This window comes from Staphylococcus equorum (genome assembly GCF_029531845.1).
GTDB lineage: Bacteria > Bacillota > Bacilli > Staphylococcales > Staphylococcaceae > Staphylococcus > Staphylococcus equorum_C.
In genome coordinates, this window is sequence record NZ_JAMBPV010000001.1 from 334454 (window position 1) to 352671 (window position 18218).

An 18218-nucleotide genomic window follows, 5' to 3' on the forward strand; every position below is an offset into this window, starting at 1 on the left:
TTTATGGAGGGATATTTTTGAAGAAATATGACGTAATTGTAGTTGGAACAGGAAATGCTGCACTAAGTTCAGCAATATCAGCAAAAGAGAATGGTAGTGAAGTGCTTGTATTAGAAAAAGCTCCCGAAGAAAAAAGAGGGGGGAACTCAATATTTACTGATGGCGCAATCAGGTTTGCTTACAATGATTTGCAAGGAATAAAAGAAGTTGTCACAGCACTATCCGAAAGCGATTTATCAGAAATACAAATGCCTGATTATAATACTGAAGATTTTTATGAAGACATTTTAAAAGTAACTAATGGTGAGAGTAATCCAGAATTAGCAAAATTTTTAGCAAACGAGTCATTTGAAACTATTTTATGGATGAAAAAACAAGGAGTAGAATTTCAATTAAATGAAAATCAGTACTTTGAAATTAATGGAAACAAAAATTTTTGGGGTGGCTTACCCATAAAAACAGTGGATAAAGGGATAGGATTAATGAACGCTTTATTTAAAAGATCCCAAGAACTAGGTATCGATATTATATATAGTGCTGAAGTTAATAAAATCGAAATGAATCATAATAAAGTATCAGCAGTAACTTACCTGGATAATAATAAGCAAAGGGTAACTGTAAATACTGAGGCTATTATATTAGCATGTGGTAGTTTTGAAGCGAGTAAAGATAAAAGGGTTAAAAACTTAGGTGAAGAATGGGAAAAAGCAATCGTTAGAGGTACTGAATATAACACAGGTGACGGAATAGAAATAGCGACAGAAATTGGAGCTAATAAAGCAGGTCACTATGATGGTTGTCATGCTCATACTACAGATTATAACGCTCCTAAGGTGGGTGATTTTTCAAAACCTGGTGATATCTATAAAAAATCATCTTATCCGCTGGGCTTAATCATTAATAAAAATGGAAAAAGATTTGTAGATGAAGGTGCTGATTTTAGAAATTATACTTATGCAAAATATGGAAAAGAGACTTTGAGACAACCTGATCAAAAAGCTTTTCAAATTTTTGATTCTCAAGTCAGCTCTATGTTGAGAAAAGAATATAATTTAAAAGAAGCGACTAAGATTGTAGCGAACACATTAGAAGAACTAGCTACAAAAATGGATATCAATCCTAATGATTTTGTTGAAATGATTGATGAATATAACTCTAGTGTTCAGGATGGAGACTATAACCCAAGTGTGAAAGATGGTAAATCTACAAAAGGTATTAGTCCAGAAAAGACGAATTGGGCTTTAAAATTTGATCAGGCCCCTTATTATGCGTTTCCTATTACATGTGGTATTACTTTTGCATTTGGCGGTATCTCTACAAATACTAAAGCTGAAGTTTTAGATGAACAAAACAATGCAATAGCTGGATTATTTGTAGCAGGAGAAATGGTAGGGGGATTGTTTTATCATAATTATCCTGGAGGATCTGGTTTAATGTCTGGTTCAGCTTTTGGTAAAAGAGCTGGAAAATCAGCTGCGGAGTATGTACAAATGAACAAAGTAGATAATTGAGCATAGTTTTTATATATTGTATAAAAACACAAGTGCTGTTACGCTTTGTAATAGCCGAATTGGCTAGGTGTTGCAAATAAATATCCATTAGCGACAAGCGTGCATAATGAATTCTATAGGAACCAGTTGCCCTTGATTGCTCTGGATGTTTCAACGCAATATGAAATAATGTGGATGCAAGAATGTCATTAAATAATCTGATTATAGTAGCATACATAGCTGACATTTGACCGTTATAAAAAATCAGAATTTTCAGTCAAAAAATTGCTGGATTTAATGAGTGATTATGCTCCGTTTAACATTTTTAATTAGAGTATAATGCGAATTTTTGTAAACGCTTTCAAAAAGGGGGATTCCGATGAAAAGATGGGTTATTTTAATCATTATTTTTTCAATTGTATTAGCAAGTTGTGGCAATGACAATAAATCAAGTGCATCAAACAAGCAATTTCCTGATGAAACGGTTGAAATTGTTGCACCAGCTTCTCCAGGAGGCGGCTGGGATACTACAGCGCGTGCGATACAAAAAATCATGATCGATGAAGACTTGACCAAACAAAACGTCAATGTGATTAATAAACCTGGAGGCGGTGGAGAAATAGGGTGGCAATATTTAAAATCACGTTCACCCAATACGATTTCTATCAACTCAAGTTTATTATTATCTAACAATGAATTAGGATTAAGTGATTTAGGTGCCGATGACTTTACACCTATTGCAATTTTAGCAACTGAGTGGATTAGTTTAACTGCATCTAATCAATCGAACTTAGATTCTGGTAAGGGAGTAATGGAAAAATTAAAAGATGATCCAGAATCCTTAACTATAGGTGTTGCACCAGGTTTAGGCAACAATGATCACTTAGCTTTTGTACAGGCAGCTAAGGCGTATGGCGTTGATGTAGATAAAATAGATTTCCTTGTATATAAAAGTGGAGGAGATCTACAAACCGCTTTATTAGGTGGACATGTAGATGTTGCCTCTACTTCTGTCTCTGAAGTAAAAGAACAACACCAGACTGGAAAGTTAAAAATGTTGGCAGTGACTTCTGATAAACCAGTTGAAGGTATTGAAGAGGTGCCTACATGGAAAGAACAAGGCATTGATGTCGTCTTTCCACATTGGCGTGGTGTGATGGGGCCGAAAGATATGACGCCAGAACAAATTGCCTATTGGGATGAAACTATGAAAGATGTAGTGAAATCGGATAGATGGCAAAAAATAAGAAAGAATAATGATTGGGAAAACTACTACAAAGACAGTCAAGAAAGCGAGAAATTTTTAAAAGATCAACGTAAAAAATATAAAGAATTAGTCAAAGATTCAGGAATGAAATAAAGGGGGAGTATGAATGTCGCGACTTGTCTTTCCAGTATTATTAATATTATTTGGTGTTATTTATTTAGTGTTGACTTTAAATATACCTAAATCAAATATTGGCAATCCAAATAGTCCAATGTATTTTCCAATGTTAGTTGGTTTATTGCTTCTGATAATGAGCATTGTTTATTTCTTTCAAGAATTTAAAAAACGTCACGAAACATTTACGGCATTTTCTCAATTATTAGAGAGAAAAACGTTTATACGTATTGTATTAACCATTGTGCTTACAATAATATATGCTTTAATATTCGAACGTCTCGGTTTTTTAATTTCAACAATTATATTTTTAGGTGCCATTATGTTCTTAATTAACGGATATAAAAGATGGTTACAAAATATTTTAGTTACGGTGATTTTTTCTGGCATTGCATGGTACACATTCGCACAATTATTGAATGTCAGTTTACCTTAAGGAGGGTGATTTAAATGGGGATTGATGCAGGTAGTTTTTTAGAAGGATTATCAACTGCGTTTCATCCGATGAACCTTTTATGGGTACTTATCGGTGGTTTTCTAGGTACAGTGGTAGGTATGTTACCTGGATTAGGACCTGCGACTGCGGTTGCAGTACTCATACCTGTGACATTTGGTATGGAACCAGTAAGCGCATTGATTTTAATGGTTTCAATTTATTATGGTGCCATGTACGGTGGCTCGAGAAGTTCGATTTTATTAAATACGCCAGGTGATGGCTCAGCCATTGCAGCTACATTTGATGGTTACCCAATGACCAAAAAAGGAGAGGCGGGTAAAGCGCTAACGATCTCAGCTATCGCTTCATTAATCGGAGGTATTACTGCAGTGTTTGGTTTTATCATTTTAGCCAAGCCGCTGTCTGATTTCGCTTTAAAATTTGGTCCACAAGAATATTTTTTACTATTCTTATTTACACTTTCAGCTATTGTAACTTTATCATCTGGGCAGATGGTTAAAGGGTTTATTGCCACGAGTATAGGTTTAATTATTAGTACGGTAGGTGTTGATTTACAAACAAGTATTTATCGTTTCACTTTTGATATTCCTCATTTAAGTGAAGGTATCAACTTCTTAGTCGTTATCATTGGGGTATATGCTGTAGCAGAAGTATTATATAATTATTTATATTTACACGCATTGAAACCACCTAAAGCTGATGTAGGGTCAATGAAATTATCAAAAGAAGATTGGAAAAAAACAAGAGGTGCTATGTTTCGACAAAGTCCCATTGGATTCCTAATTGGTGTTTTACCAGGAGCAGGCGGCTCTATTGCGGCAATGCTAAGCTATTCAACCGAAAAACAAATATCTAAAAATGGTAAGAATTTTGGGAAAGGTCAAATAGAGGGCGTAGCTGCACCAGAATCTTCTAATAACGCTGCTTCAGTAGGCGCTTTAATACCGTTATTAACGATGGGTGTACCAGGGTCAGGGACAACGGCTGTAATTTTAGGTGCGGTCGTTATGTTAGGCTTACAACCAGGACCATTATTATTTGCAAATGAGCCTGAAATAATATGGACACTCGTAAATAGTATGTTTATCGGTAACATATTCTTGGTTATTTTAAATATTGCTTTAATAGGCTTGCTACTAAAGATATTACGCACACCACCCAAAGTTTTATATCCACTTATTTTGGTGCTAGCGTTTATAGGTACATATACATTAGGTTATAGTATAACTGACTTCTATATTTTAATTATTTTCGGTATTATTGGATTAGTTATGAAATTATTAGACTTTCCGCTTGCACCTTTGATTTTAGCAGCGATTATAGGTTCAGATATGGAACAAAATTTCCGTAAAAGCTTAATAGTTAGTAATAACAATGTAGGAGATATATTTTGGGGATCCCCAATTAGTCTCGTGTTAACATTGATGACTATTTTAGCGTTGTTTTATCCGCTGATTATAAAAGGATTTAAAAGAATGAGACTGAAAAAATAACATAAAGAAACTGTTCGTTTTACCAGACAGGGAACCATTAAATTAGAAACTCAACAAAAACTAGGCTGCTAATCTCCTGAATGTTATAGGAGATTAGCAGCCTAGTTTTTTTTATTTTCATTCTTTTGGCCTCGGCTATTTTTGAATTTTTCTCTCTAATCTAATTGGGATTGTTTGTTATTGCTAATTTAGAATATATATTTGGGGGTATTATATAAGTAATAGTCGTCTAAATACTTACCACTAGGAGGTTAGTGTATATGTTTGAAAATATATTATTACCTTATGATTTCGAAAATGATTTTAGTGCTATTCCTGACCATTTAGCAAAAATGGTTGATACAGATTCAATTGTTACAGTTTATCATGTTGTTGAAGAAGCTAATTTTGCAACTAATTTAGAAAATTATATTGAACATAAGAGTGATATTATTAGAGAAAAAGAAAGTAATCTTGCTCCGTTTTTACACGAATTAGATGAAAAACAGATTCAATATAAAGTAGAGATAGATTTTGGACCTGTTAAAGATACAATCTTAGAAAAAATCACTTCTGGAGATAGTAATAAAGGTGACTTCGATTTAGTAATTATGAGTAACCATAGAGTGAGCTTGAATATTAAGCATGTTTTAGGAGATGTTACACATAAGATTGCTAAAAGGAGTTCTGTCCCAGTATTGATTGTGAAATAAGGATAAAAAGTAGGACAAGCCTATTAAAATAAACATCATACCTGAATGTTTTTAATATATACTGACCTAAAAACCACTATAATTTTATAAAGATATATGCCCCCTTCAAAGTACATGCTGAAAAAGTAGGGGTTTTGAAGGGTTTTTTAAAATTCTCTAATCTAAGCGCACCTTTAGCAAATTTATTTATTAATTTGCTATGTAAAATAATAAATTTTTGCATAATTTTCAAGAATGATGGTATATTACATGTAAGGGCTTACATTTATTTCAAAGGAGAGGTTTCTCAAGGGGAAAATGATAGATAAAATAGCCGGATTAAATAAGGATAGGAGTCGCAAGTATGAAAATTATTCCGTTTTCAGATTTGAAAGACATCATTAATGAAGGTGATGTGATAGCCCTAGCAGCATTATCAACGGCTAACTTACCAGCTGAGATTCTCAAAACGTTAGTCGATCAACATGATGAGTACCAAACACCTAAAGCCTTCACTTTTATGTTAGCAAATGATATTAGTGATTATCGTGGTGACAGTTATGATTTAGATTCTTTTGTATCAAGGGGTATGATCAAACGATTAATCACAAGTATTATTACTGGCTCACCTAAGACAATCAATGCAATGCGTAATAATGATATTGAAGCCTATTACGTGCCTCAAGGTGTTATTACAACGCATTATCGTAGTAAAACATATGCTTCACCAGGAACAATTACTAAGATTGGGCTTAATACAAATGTCGATCCTAGATATTCTGGTGGCAAAGTCAATACACGTACGACAGAGGATTTAGTATCTTTAATTGAAATCAAGGGAGAAACATATTTAAATTATGATTTTCCAGAAATTGATGTCGCATTGTTACGAGGTACATACGCCGATACAGAAGGTAATATTTATATGACCCATGAAGCACATCTTGGAGAGGGTTACAGCGTTGCAGCGGCTACACATAAGCATAAAGGGAAAGTTATTGTGCAAGTGAAAGCAGTAATCCAAAGTGGGCGTTTCAATCCGAGTGACGTATTTATTCCGGGTAAACTTGTAGATTATGTTGTAGTTAATAGTAATCCGAAATATCACAGACAGGTTGTCCAAACACAATATGACCCAGCACTTTCAGGACATTACCAGATTACTGAGATGCGAGAGCCATATATAGCATTAGGTACCCGTAAAGTGATTTTGAGACGTGCAGCTCAATATTTACTTGAAGGAGACGTAATCAGTATTGGTTTTGGCATTAATAATGAATTGTCGAATGTTTTAGAAGAGGAGCAGGCCAATCATTTAGTTCAAACGAATATAGATACAGGTGTTTTTGGTGGCTTGATTAGTAGTGGTAATTACTTTGGTATGAACTACAATCTAAGTGCACGCTTGAGACACGAGTTAACATGGGATTTTATCTATAACGATGGCATAGATGTTGCATTCCTAAGCTTTGCTGAAGTTGACCAATATGGCAACGTTAATGTGTCTAAGTTTGGAGACAAAATGAATGGTTGTGGCGGTTTTATCGATATTAGCCAATCAGTTAAAAGGATTGTTTTTTCAGCTTCAATGGTTGTTGGGGGTCAACTAAATTTTGCGAATGGTGAAGTTCAAGTGGAAACACAAGGGAAAGCACCTAAATTTGTAAAACAAGTTGGCAACATAGATTTTAATGTTGAAAATGCACAAAAATTAGCGCAGGAAGTTTATTTTGTTACCGAACGCGCAGTATTTGAACTGACGGACAAAGGTATTAAATTAATTGAAATTACACCTGGTTTAGATTTAGAACGAGATATTTTAGCAAATATGGAGTTTCAACCAATCATTTCTGACGAGATTAACATAACACAGAGTGATATTTATCAAAAAACATGGGGAGGTCTGTCTCAGGTAATTAAGTCGGAAGATCGTATTTAAATTAAGGGGGAGAAAAATATGAATTACGACTGGATTAAAACGAGAGCAGTATTTGATGAGGCAAAGCCAGCAATTATCGATCCGTTTAAAGGTACTGAATGGACATATCAAGATTTAAATAAACGTGCAGAAAATTTAGCAAATCATTTACAAGATCAAGGCATAGAACGCGGGGATGTCGTTGGCATTTTCTCGCCAAATGATGTAGCCATTCTAGATTTATTATTCGCTACATTTAAACTTGGTGCAGTATATTTACCGATGAATTGGCGCTTAAAAACACAGGAAATTGAAAGTGTGGTTTCAGATTCTGATGTAAAATTGATTTTTTATTCACAAAAGCATTTATCAAGTTTAGAAGGTATTGCAGATGAGCTGTTGTACATGGATGTCGATTCAAAACAATATGATGATATGGTCGATCCAAATAATCACCGTCCATTCAAAACGGTGCATGTAGAAAAAGATGATTTAGCAGCGTTAATGTACACAAGTGGTACAACAGGACTACCTAAAGGCGTTATGTTTACGTATGAAACTTTCGTCAGTAATCCAATAAACACGGCGCTCACTTATAAAATAAATTCTACGTACAAGACAATCGTTTCGACACCAATGTTTCATGTATTAGGTTTTAATGATTTGACGTTACCATTGTTAATGGCGGGTGGCACGCTGATTATACAACGTTACTTCAATGGTGAAGCATTGAATGATCTCATGGCTCATTACAAACCCAATTATTTAATACAGATACCTACGATGTACTATGCGATGTTAGTTGCTGAAAATTTTGACCTTAAAAACTTCGATAACATTGAATTCTTACTTCAAGGTGGCTCAGCGCCATTACCTGCTGTGCAAAAGAAATTTAACAGCATGGGTTTATCTATCGTTAATGGTTACGGTTTAACGGAAGCACCACTCACAATGGTTAACACGCCAGAAAATGGCGCTGGAAAGCCTGGTAGTATTGGACAACCCGTCATGTTCGTGGACTATCGTATTTTAAATGATCAATTTGAAGATGTACAAACTGGAGAAATTGGTGAATTAGCTGTAAAAGGTAATAATGTCACACCAGGTTATTGGAAGAAACCTGAAGAAACAGCGAAAAACTTCAATGATGGATATTTTTTAACAGGAGATTTAGCAAAAATAGATGAAGATGGCGATATTTATATCGTTGATCGACGTAAAGAAATGATTATCACTGGCGGTGAAAATGTGCTGCCTTCAGAAGTAGAAGCGGTCTTAGCAACACACCCATTAGTAGCACAAGGTGTGGTAGTGAGCTATGAAAGTCCAAAATATGGAGAATCTGTCTCAGCAGCAGTGGTACTGACAGAAGATGATCCAGACTTTGAACAAAAATTAGACGCACACATGAGAGAACACATAGCTGGATATAAGATTCCGAGAATGTATTTAAAATTAACAAATATCCCGCTGAACTCAACTTCAAAACCAGATAAGTTAGAGTTACAGAAGAAGATGAATACCAAAGCTGACAAAGCGCGTCAACAAGATGATGAATTAGCTTAAATAACTTATGCTTTTATAAATATTTTAAAATAATAACTATAAAATTTTTTGACAAACTTTGTAAGCGCCAACATTAAAGTGGAGGTTTTAATTATGCCAACAAAAGAAGAAGTAATCAAAGCATTATATCCAGAAGACATTTTAAGTATTGCGAAAGATTTAACTGAAGGAGAAGTTAAATTATTAAAACAACTTAATGATATGTTAGAAGAAAAATATAGAGATTCAGTTAATGAGCACTGGTTAAATGCCACTGAACCAGAAGACTATTTTGAAGAATTGGGCAAACTAAACTACTTTCAAAACCCGTTACTATTTGAAGGTCGTGAAGGGGAAAAAACGCCTAGCCAATTATTCCAATTCTTTATGTCATACACAATCGCTAAATTTGATGTATCTTTAGCAACTTTACTAGGTGTACATCAAGGTTTAGGTCATAATTCGTTTTGGTTTGGCGGCAGTAAAGAACAACAAGCTTATTATTTACCAAAATTACAATCACATGAATTACGTACATGCTTTGCATTAACAGAGCCGGAACATGGCTCTGACGTAGCAGGTGGATTAGAAACTACTGCAAAACGTGAAGGTGATGAATGGATTATTAATGGTGAGAAAAAATGGATCGGCGGTGCAAATGTCGCCGACGTTATGCCAGTATACGCAGTAGATGTAGATACTGGTAAACCTAAAGGCTTTATTGTCGAGCCTAGTCAAGAAGGCGTAGAAATTGAACTTATTGAAAATAAAATTGCACTTCGTATCGTTCCTAATGCCAAAATTCGTTTGAAAAATGTGGTCGTCAAAGAAGAACAAAGGCTGCAAAATATTAATAGCTTTAAAGATATTGCGAAAGTATTATATTCTACTCGTGCAGGCGTGGCGTACATGGCCACAGGCGCTATGGCAGGCGCATTAAAAGCTACGACAGACTATGTAACGCAACGTAAACAGTTTGGAAAAGAAATTAGTAAGTTCCAATTAATTCAAGAGAAATTAGCCATGATGCAAGGCAATCTAGCTCAAGCAATGGCGACATGTGCACAACTTGCACGTATGCAAGCAAAAGGTGAATATGATGAAGTCGCAACTTCAACAGCTAAGATGATGAACGCCTTGAGATTAAGAGAAACAGTAGCAATGGGTCGTGGTGTGCATGGTGGAAACGGTATTTTAGCAGGAGAGTACGATATTGCAAGATTCTTTGCAGATGCCGAAGCAATCTACACATATGAAGGCACACATGAAATCAATGCACTCGTAATTGGAAGAGCGCTCACGGGAGACTCAGCATTTATTTAATATAGAGCATGAATGATTGAAGATATAGAAAAAACAATTTGGAGGTTTTAGTATGACGATAAGAAAAGCAACTGTGTTAGGTGCAGGCACGATGGGTAGTCAAATCGCTGCGCTCCTTGTCAACGCAGGTTTAAAAGTAAAATTATTAGACATTGTGATTGATGAGAATGAACCTAATAAAATTTCCAAAAAAGCTTATGAAATCATAACCAACCCAAAGCGTCCGCAACTATTTGATTTAGCCTTTGCCTCAAATTTATCTTATGGCAACTTTAATGAAGATTTGGTTGAGCAAGATGACGCTGACATTTATATTGAAGCAGTAAAAGAAGAAGTGGATATTAAGCATCAAGTTTGGGATAAAGTGAAAAAAGTAGCAAAGGATGACGCTATATTTGCGACGAACACATCAGGTATTCCAATAGAGTCGATTGCAGATGTATTTGAAGAAAAAGAGAAATCACGATTTTTCGGAATGCATTTCTTTAATCCACCACGCATTATGAAGTTAGTCGAAGTTATCCCAAATGAAAAAACGTCTGAAGCGGTAGTGGAACGCGTGCAAGCATTTGCGGAAGATGTATTAGGTAAAGGTGTCATTGTTGCAAATGATGTCCCAGGGTTTGTGGCTAACCGTGTCGGTACGCAAACGATGAATGACATTATGTACAGAGCAGAGAACCAAGACTTTTCTATTACAGAAGTGGACGCTTTAACTGGCCGTAGTATTGGACGACCAAAAATGGGAACGTATGGTTTATCAGATTTAGTTGGTCTTGATATTGCTATGACTGTAATTAAAGGCATGCAAAGCGTGCCAGATGAACAACCATTTTTCCATGATGTAAAACTTTCGGAAAAATTAGCGGCAAAAGGCGCGTTAGGTAATAAAACGAAACAAGGATTTTATAAAAAAGTAGATAAAAAACGTTTTGTCTTTGATTCAGAACAAAATGACTATGTGCCACCGCAACCACCACAATTAGAGATTTTAGGTAAATTTAGTAAAGACTTGGCTTCGAACTTAGACGTTATTTTTAATGCACAAGATGATGCGGGCGTATTTTTATGGGAAACATTGAGAAATAATTTCTATTATTCCGCAATTAACGTGCCTAAAGCGGCAACAGATTTTAAAGATATTGATCGCGCCTTAGTATGGGGTTTTAACTGGAAACAAGGCCCATTCCAATTGTGGGACTTAATGGGATTCGAACGCGTGAAGTCACGCATGAAAGAAGAATTAGGCCTACTTCCAGATTGGATAGAGCAACGCAATGAACCATTTTACAGTGAAGGCGAATCTATTGAACGTGTTACACCAGTAGCAGAGTATATTGACCAAGAAATTTGGGAAAGAGCAGATTCAAACTTATCAGTAGCGAATAAAGACCAATTGCTATTAAAATTACAAAGTAAAAATAATGTAATTACTGGCGGATTCCTTGATGATTTATTAGAATCTATTAACAAATTGGAAGATGAAGACTATAGTAGCATGGTCATTTATGCAGGTGGAAACAACTTTAGTGTCGGCGCGAATTTGTATCAAATGAAAAAAGCACATGAAGAAAACCAAGTGGTCTCTGAAGTAGGTGCCATGGTCGAAAAACTACATTATATTTTCACTAGACTGAAACACGCGCTGAAACCAGTTGTTACTGCAGTTCAAGGCAGAGCGTTAGGTGGTGGTTGTGAACTTGTGCTTTATTCACCGATTGTGGTAGCTGCAAGTGAATCTTATATTGGTCTTGTCGAGACAGGCGTAGGCTTACTGCCAGCTGGTGGTGGACTCGCAGAATTAACAGATAGAGTATTGCGTACAAATCATAAAAATAATGATAAACAAGATTCAATTACTAAAATATTAATGCAAGTTGGTTTCGCAAAAGTTTCAACAAATGCATATGAAGCAGTGAAATATGGTTATCTGAGAGAGACAGATACTGTGATATTGAATACTGAAAGACGTGTTGAAGTTGCATTAAATAGAGCGCGTTACGAATCAGAAACAAATTATGTACCTACACCAAAATCACAATACATTGCTTTAGGCAAAGACTTTAAGGCATTAGCTGAGGGTCAGTTAGATGCACAACGTATGGGTAACTTTATCAGTGACTACGATTATGAAATTACGTTAAAAGTGGCAGAAGTATTAGCAGGCGGTGACATTCCTCGTAACACATACGTGAATCAAAGATATTTACAAACACTTGAAAAAGAAAGATTTTTAGAGCTCTTACAAAATAAAAAAACGTATGACAGAATTTCACACATGTTAGAAAAAGGAAAACCACTACGCAATTAATAATTGAGAGTAAAAAGAAAGGGTGAACTTAAATGCGAGATGCATATATTGTAGCTTATGGACGTTCAGCAGCTGGTAAGGCAAAGAATGGGGCAATGGCTCACGAAAGACCAGATGAAGTGGCAGCGAAAGTATTAAAAGGTGTATTAGAAAGAGTTGGAGGTTCATTTAATCCTAGCATGGTAGAAGACGTTATCGTCGGCAATTCATTTCCAGAAGGCTTGCAAGGACAGAATATTGCAAGAACGATTGCATTACTTGCAGGCATGCCAAATGAAGTGCCAGGACAAACGGTCAATCGTTACTGTTCATCAGGTCTTCAAACAATTGCGCATGCGGCAAATCAGATTAACGCGAATCAAGCGGACATCCTTGTAGCTGGCGGTATTGAATTAATGAGTGCAGTACCGATGGGGGGTAATGAACCAACCAACAACCCAATTTTACAAGATGAAGATTCAGGTGTTTCTTATCCAATGGGGCTTACTGCAGAGATGGTAGCAGAAACTTACAATGTATCTAGAGAAGACCAAGATGCGTATGCAGTACAGAGTCATCAACGTGCCACAAGAGCACAACAAGAAGGTAAATTTGATGACGAAATTATACCGATTGAAGTGAATAAAGTCACTTATGATCAAAATGGTCCAGTTGTGTCGAAAGAAGTATTTAAAGACGATGAATTAATCAGACCAGATACAAATAAAGAAACTTTAGCTAAATTACCTACAGTGTTTAAGGCTGACGGTACAGTGACCGCAGGCTCCTCGGCCCCCTTAACAGATGGTTCAGGGTTTGTTGTAGTCATGTCTGGTGAAAAAGTAAAAGAATTAGGCGTAAAACCAATCGCACGCTTCATTGGTTTTAAAGCGGTGGGTGTAGACCCTAAATTAATGGGTATTGGTCCTGCTTATGCGATTCCAGAAGCATTGAAATTAGCAAACTTGGACGTCAAAGACATTGATTTAGTTGAGTTAAATGAAGCATTTGCATCTCAAACATTAGCCTCCATTAGAGAAACAGGTTTAGATATTGAGAAAACCAATGTTAATGGTGGTGCAATTTCGCTAGGACATCCGCTTGGAGCAACAGGCGCGATGTTAGTAGGCAGATTGCTTTCTGAAATGAAGAAACAGCCAGATACAAAATATGGCATGGTCACGATGTGTATCGGCGTCGGTATGGGTGCTGCTGGCATCTTTGAATATGTAAGATAAAAGTTAAAAATGTAATAAAAAACCCCTTAAGCGTAAGAAAATGCTTAAGGGGTTTTGATATGAATTTAATTCAAATTGATAAATTGATGTGCATGTTGATCTGTAAGTGGTTCGGGCCATTCGATTGCTAATGACGCCCAGTTTTTCCCACCATTTTCAGAATAGAAAACACCTTTATTATTAGCAATATAAAATATACCATCCTTTTCGGTAACGGCTGAAATTAAGGCGCCTTCTGGCGCAGGTAAACCTTCATCAGCTTCTGTCCAAGCACTTTCATGTTCTTTATCAACATAGTAAATCGTTGAAAACGTGTCATCATCATAATTATGTGCGTTAATGGGCGAATTCGATGTAGCAATGACAATATTATGGGAATTGTTAGAATTAACCGCTAATCCATAGCCGTATCTATACTTTATACCATCAATGAATGTAGTCCATGTTTGACCATAATCATCACTTTCAATAAATGTATCTCTACCACCTTCTAAAAAAGCATCTCCTAAAACGCCGTACAATTGATTTGGGTAATCAGGATGGCTCTTAAGCACATGAATATCTATAGGTAGAACATTATCAGTGCGAGGGCTCTCCCAATGCTGACCGTAATCGCTAGATTGAATAAATCCACCGGCTTCGATAGTCAGATTGATTGTTCCAGGAGATTTAACATTTGTATCAAACCATTTTACATGATGTGTATATGGTCTAGGTGGGAAAAACCATTGATCTTTATCCTGTATATGATCAAAATCTGTAAGGAGTTCAAATGTTTGCCCCTCGTTATAGGAGATGAAAAGCGCACTTGGTTCCGTGCCAACAATTACTGTGCCAGAAGATTTACCAGTATCAACCACTGTCAATGCTGTAATAGATGTCATATGGATATCATCTTTCTTAAATGGGCTATTGTAAGTGAACCTTGTGCCTATAGGAGCCCATGTATCACCTTTATCGGTACTTTTCCATAAGCCACGATCAAACGTGCCACAATATAATATATTACTGTTCAAAGGGTCTTGAGCTATCGTAATCGGGTTAGTACCTTCTAATTTAAATGTTGTATGAAGGCCCTGTGCATCATTTTTAATAAGTAATAATGCATTGTCATAAGTGATTGCGAATTGAGTCATATTTATCACGCTACCTTTGGGTAAGTTTATGATTTATAGTATCGTATCAGACCTGGTTAACAAAAAAGTTGAGTTACAAATACCTTAGATAATTATGCTATTAGAAAGACAACGGAAAATGAATTAATGTTGTTTTGTTCATAGCTATAGTAAACACATACTAATAAACATCACGTTGGTAGCGCTGATTTTTAATTAAGTCTCTTAAATAGTCTTCTGCAGCTTCTTGGCTGTAATTACCATGTTTAATCAGTACATTCACTAATGCTTGATGGACACCTGAAGCCATCTCATCTTTATTTCCACATAGATAAATCGTAGCGCCTTCTGTCATCCATTTATAAAATTCAGCACTATTATCTTCAATACGATGTTGGACATAAATTTTAGTTTCAGTATCTCTTGAAAAAGCTAAATCTAATTTACTGAGTACGCCGTCACTAAGCCAGCCCTCTAAATCACTCTGATAAAGGAAGTCTGTATCATAATTTTGGTTGCCAAAAATAAGCCATTGTGCGCCTTTAAGATCTAGGTGTGCACGTTCTTGCAGATAGGCTCTGTAAGGTGCAATACCTGTGCCCGCGCCAATCATGATGACAGGCGTTGTTTCTTCATAAGGGAATTTGAAGTTTGGATTCTTTTTAAGATAAACAGGTATATAATCACCAGGTTGTGTACGTTCAGCAAGTTGAACGGAACAGACACCTAAACGTTCGCGACGATGCGCTTCATATTTCACGACACGTACGGTGATGTGTACACTATTGGGGTTAACGTTATTACTACTTGCGATTGAATATTCTCTTGGCGGTAACTTTCTTAATAATTGCGGTAGCATTTTGGGTTGAAGTGCTACGGGTGAAAAATCTTTAATTAAATCGATGACATCTCGACCATAAATATAATCTTGAATCCAATCGCTTTTTTGAACATTACCGTTCAACATTGGATTGCTGAATAATTCAGCGGCACTTTTCATTAACGCAGGTGTTATTTTTGAAATTTCAAAGTAATGTGTCAACGCATCTCTTAATGTTAATTGTTGTTCATCTTTATCAACATGGATCAGCGTTTCAGCATCCCAGCCTAAAGTATCGATAAAGTGTTCAACTAGGGCAGGGTCATTTTCAGGGATCACTATTAAACTATCTCCAGGTTCATATGATTCGTCATAACCGTCAAGTGATAATTCAAGATGTCTCACTTCACGTGACGCCTCTGCTTCAGTTAACACATTATTTTTTATCACTTCAGCTTGAAATGGGTCTGTTTTGGAATAAGACCCATGTGGTTCTTCTATTGTAACCGCATCATCTATCACATCATTTGAATCGATGTTCGGGGAAATGTGCGTCAATAGCTCTAACATATCTGCAATCCATTGTTCTGAAGTTTCTTCAAAATCAAAATCACAATCTACTCTCTCAGCTAATCTATGACCACCAAGTTTACCAAAGATTTCATCAAAATCTTTACCTGCCTGACAAAAATCCGGATAATTTTGATCTCCAAGTGCGAGCACTGAGAAGTTTAACCCGTCTAATTGTGGTGCTTGATCACTGTGCATAAATTCATGGAAATCTATCGCACTAATTGGAGGTTCACCCACGCCTTGTGTAGAGCATATGATAAAAAGGTAACCTACATTTGTAAGTTCATCTTGCGGGAATTCATCCATCTCCCATAAATGAACGTTTAAATGATGTTCCTTTAATTTCGCTTCAAATTGATCGGCGACTTCTTCAGCATTCCCTGTTTCCGTGCCAAATAAAATATTCACTTCTAATGGTTCAGCTGATGTTCTATTATCTTGTTCTTTATTGAAAGGGGTATTGGTTTCATTTAGTTGCAAATCATTCACCTCGTCTTCTTTTATTGTATGAGGTTTGTGTAAACATCATGTACTTGAATCATAACATCATTGGTTTACTTTATTAATTAATTGAAATAGGATTAGTGTTTTTGATTCTCTGAAATGATTTTGTTTATTTCATTAACGTCTCTTTGTGCCCATCTACTTTCAATAAACCAAATAATAAAATAAATCATTGTATATACGATAATGACCGAGATATGGAGTGTAAACCATCCTAAAATATATAATATCTCGTTGTTTTATAAAGTGAATTTCATCATTATGTTTGCCTGTAAATGTTTTTCGGTTGGATTATTGTTTGATGTATTACACGATATCTGGTAAGTTTTCTGTGTTTTCGTTAGATTGTATGATAACTTCATCTTCGGATAATTCATTGTTGTATTTAACTCTCACCTTCATATGCAACGCTCCTGTTAAGTTAAGTAAAACAAAGATTAACATTAAAAGTACTTACATAAATACCCCCAAATCATTTTGGGTAAGAAATGATTTGGGGGTATAATTTATATATTTTAAAAGGAGATGTTGAGATATTAGAAGGGCTCAATTTCTTAATATCTTTTATATTATAATAGCTAGGTTTTTTTGAGTTTGGAGATATTCGTGTATATCTCATTAAATTTTAAAGGTTTGACCATTACGGTGTAATAGCGAATGCGCGTACAGGAAATCCTGGTGCGTCTTTAGGTTTAGGACTAATCGTGTAAATAATAGCGCCTCGCGTGGGTAGTTGATCTAAGTTCGTCAACAATTCAACTTGGAATGTATCTTCTCCTAGGACGTAACGTTCACCAACGATATCGCCATTCTTGACTACATCTATCGAAGCATCTGTATCAAATGTTTCGTGACCAATGGCTTTCACTTGTCGTTCTTCGAGCAAGTGTTTTAAAGCATCTAGGCCCCAACCGGGTAAATGAAGGTTACCATTGCTGTCTCTATTCTCGAATTGTTCGGTGTCTGGCCAACGTTGAGACCAATCACTGCGTAAGGCGACAAACGTACCAGGTTCTATCTTGCCATGACTTGCTTCCCATTGTTCTACATGTGCGCGAGTTAAGATAAAATCTGCATTATCTGTTACTTCTTGTGAAAAATCTAAAACAACAAGTGGTAGGGCAAGTTCTTTTAAATCTAATTCATGTAAATAACGTGTGTTTTCTACAAAATGAATAGGCGCATCAATATGTGTGCCATACTGGCTTACAATATTCCAATTTTGAACATAAAAGCCATCGTCTGCTACGTTAAATAGTGTAGAAACTTTAGCGCGTTCAAATTCACTAAAACATGGAATGGTTTCATCAAATGTGTGGGTCAAATCGACCCACTTTGATGATTTCAAATGTTCTAATTGATTCCATAAGGGATAACTCATGTGTATCACCACCATTTTT

The 18218-nt window shown here is 35.8% G+C and carries 14 protein-coding genes; 10 read left to right on the forward strand and 4 right to left on the reverse strand.

The features are described 5' to 3' along the window. Positions 1–17: 17 nt before the first annotated feature. The 10 genes from tcuA to M4L39_RS01545 all read left to right on the forward strand — a co-directional run bounded on the left by tcuA (position 18) and on the right by M4L39_RS01545 (position 13806). Positions 18–1511: an FAD-dependent tricarballylate dehydrogenase TcuA gene (gene tcuA / locus M4L39_RS01500; RefSeq protein WP_277580404.1), complete on the forward strand. Its 1494-nt coding sequence runs from the start codon at positions 18–20 to the stop codon at positions 1509–1511. Positions 1512–1869: 358 nt separating this feature from the next. Next, a complete protein-coding gene (locus tag M4L39_RS01505; protein WP_277580405.1) occupies positions 1870–2850 on the forward strand; it encodes a tripartite tricarboxylate transporter substrate binding protein in 981 nt (326 codons plus the stop codon). A gap of 13 nt (positions 2851–2863) precedes the next feature. Then, positions 2864–3307 (forward strand): tripartite tricarboxylate transporter TctB family protein, encoded by a 444-nt coding sequence (locus tag M4L39_RS01510; RefSeq protein WP_277580406.1) that lies wholly within the window; start codon positions 2864–2866, stop codon positions 3305–3307. A 14-nt stretch (positions 3308–3321) separates the two neighbouring features. Continuing rightward, entirely contained in the window at positions 3322–4821 is a 1500-nt protein-coding gene (locus M4L39_RS01515; RefSeq protein WP_277580407.1) for a tripartite tricarboxylate transporter permease, read from the forward strand. Between the two features lie 260 nt (positions 4822–5081). Further along, positions 5082–5513 (forward strand): universal stress protein, encoded by a 432-nt coding sequence (locus M4L39_RS01520; protein WP_277580408.1) that lies wholly within the window; start codon positions 5082–5084, stop codon positions 5511–5513. Positions 5514–5856: 343 nt separating this feature from the next. Beyond that, positions 5857–7431: a malonate decarboxylase subunit alpha gene (locus M4L39_RS01525; protein WP_277580409.1), complete on the forward strand. Its 1575-nt coding sequence runs from the start codon at positions 5857–5859 to the stop codon at positions 7429–7431. A gap of 18 nt (positions 7432–7449) precedes the next feature. Next, a complete protein-coding gene (locus M4L39_RS01530) occupies positions 7450–8976 on the forward strand; it encodes a class I adenylate-forming enzyme family protein (protein ID WP_277580410.1) in 1527 nt (508 codons plus the stop codon). Between the two features lie 93 nt (positions 8977–9069). After that, positions 9070–10278, forward strand: a complete 1209-nt coding sequence (locus M4L39_RS01535) for an acyl-CoA dehydrogenase family protein (protein ID WP_431197604.1) — start codon at positions 9070–9072, stop codon at positions 10276–10278. A 52-nt stretch (positions 10279–10330) separates the two neighbouring features. Then, positions 10331–12589: a 3-hydroxyacyl-CoA dehydrogenase/enoyl-CoA hydratase family protein gene (locus M4L39_RS01540; RefSeq protein WP_277580411.1), complete on the forward strand. Its 2259-nt coding sequence runs from the start codon at positions 10331–10333 to the stop codon at positions 12587–12589. Between the two features lie 32 nt (positions 12590–12621). Beyond that, positions 12622–13806: a thiolase family protein gene (locus M4L39_RS01545; RefSeq protein ID WP_277580412.1), complete on the forward strand. Its 1185-nt coding sequence runs from the start codon at positions 12622–12624 to the stop codon at positions 13804–13806. A 65-nt stretch (positions 13807–13871) separates the two neighbouring features. Here the strand turns inward: M4L39_RS01545 and M4L39_RS01550 are convergent, their stop codons facing one another. From M4L39_RS01550 to M4L39_RS01560, 4 genes are all read right to left on the reverse strand, one after another. Next, complete coding sequence (locus M4L39_RS01550) at positions 13872–14942, reverse strand: hypothetical protein (protein ID WP_277580413.1); 1071 nt, start codon at positions 14940–14942, stop codon at positions 13872–13874. Between the two features lie 160 nt (positions 14943–15102). Then, positions 15103–16794, reverse strand: coding sequence for a diflavin oxidoreductase (locus M4L39_RS01555; protein ID WP_277580414.1), 1692 nt, complete (start codon positions 16792–16794; stop codon positions 15103–15105). 101 nt (positions 16795–16895) lie between these two features. Further along, the gene (locus tag M4L39_RS14560) at positions 16896–16991 is read right to left on the reverse strand and encodes a hypothetical protein (protein ID WP_346816742.1); all 96 of its coding nucleotides are present in this window, start codon (positions 16989–16991) and stop codon (positions 16896–16898) included. A gap of 467 nt (positions 16992–17458) precedes the next feature. Beyond that, positions 17459–18199, reverse strand: a complete 741-nt coding sequence (locus M4L39_RS01560; RefSeq protein ID WP_277580415.1) for a cyclase family protein — start codon at positions 18197–18199, stop codon at positions 17459–17461. Positions 18200–18218: the final 19 nt, after the last annotated feature.

Excerpts from the sequence above, each read along its gene's own strand:
- M4L39_RS01505 (WP_277580405.1), top strand. The coding sequence starts at position 1,870 with ATGAAAAGATGGGTTATTTTAATCATTATTTTTTCAATTGTATTAGCA.
- M4L39_RS01510 (WP_277580406.1), top strand. The coding sequence starts at position 2,864 with ATGTCGCGACTTGTCTTTCCAGTATTATTAATATTATTTGGTGTTATT.
- M4L39_RS01515 (WP_277580407.1), top strand. The coding sequence starts at position 3,322 with ATGGGGATTGATGCAGGTAGTTTTTTAGAAGGATTATCAACTGCGTTT.
- M4L39_RS01520 (WP_277580408.1), top strand. The coding sequence starts at position 5,082 with ATGTTTGAAAATATATTATTACCTTATGATTTCGAAAATGATTTTAGT.
- M4L39_RS01525 (WP_277580409.1), top strand. The coding sequence starts at position 5,857 with ATGAAAATTATTCCGTTTTCAGATTTGAAAGACATCATTAATGAAGGT.
- M4L39_RS01530 (WP_277580410.1), top strand. The coding sequence starts at position 7,450 with ATGAATTACGACTGGATTAAAACGAGAGCAGTATTTGATGAGGCAAAG.
- M4L39_RS01535 (WP_431197604.1), top strand. The coding sequence starts at position 9,070 with ATGCCAACAAAAGAAGAAGTAATCAAAGCATTATATCCAGAAGACATT.
- M4L39_RS01540 (WP_277580411.1), top strand. The coding sequence starts at position 10,331 with ATGACGATAAGAAAAGCAACTGTGTTAGGTGCAGGCACGATGGGTAGT.
- M4L39_RS01545 (WP_277580412.1), top strand. The coding sequence starts at position 12,622 with ATGCGAGATGCATATATTGTAGCTTATGGACGTTCAGCAGCTGGTAAG.
- M4L39_RS01550 (WP_277580413.1), bottom strand. The coding sequence starts at position 14,942 with ATGACTCAATTCGCAATCACTTATGACAATGCATTATTACTTATTAAA.
- M4L39_RS14560 (WP_346816742.1), bottom strand. The coding sequence starts at position 16,991 with ATGATTTATTTTATTATTTGGTTTATTGAAAGTAGATGGGCACAAAGA.
- M4L39_RS01560 (WP_277580415.1), bottom strand. The coding sequence starts at position 18,199 with ATGAGTTATCCCTTATGGAATCAATTAGAACATTTGAAATCATCAAAG.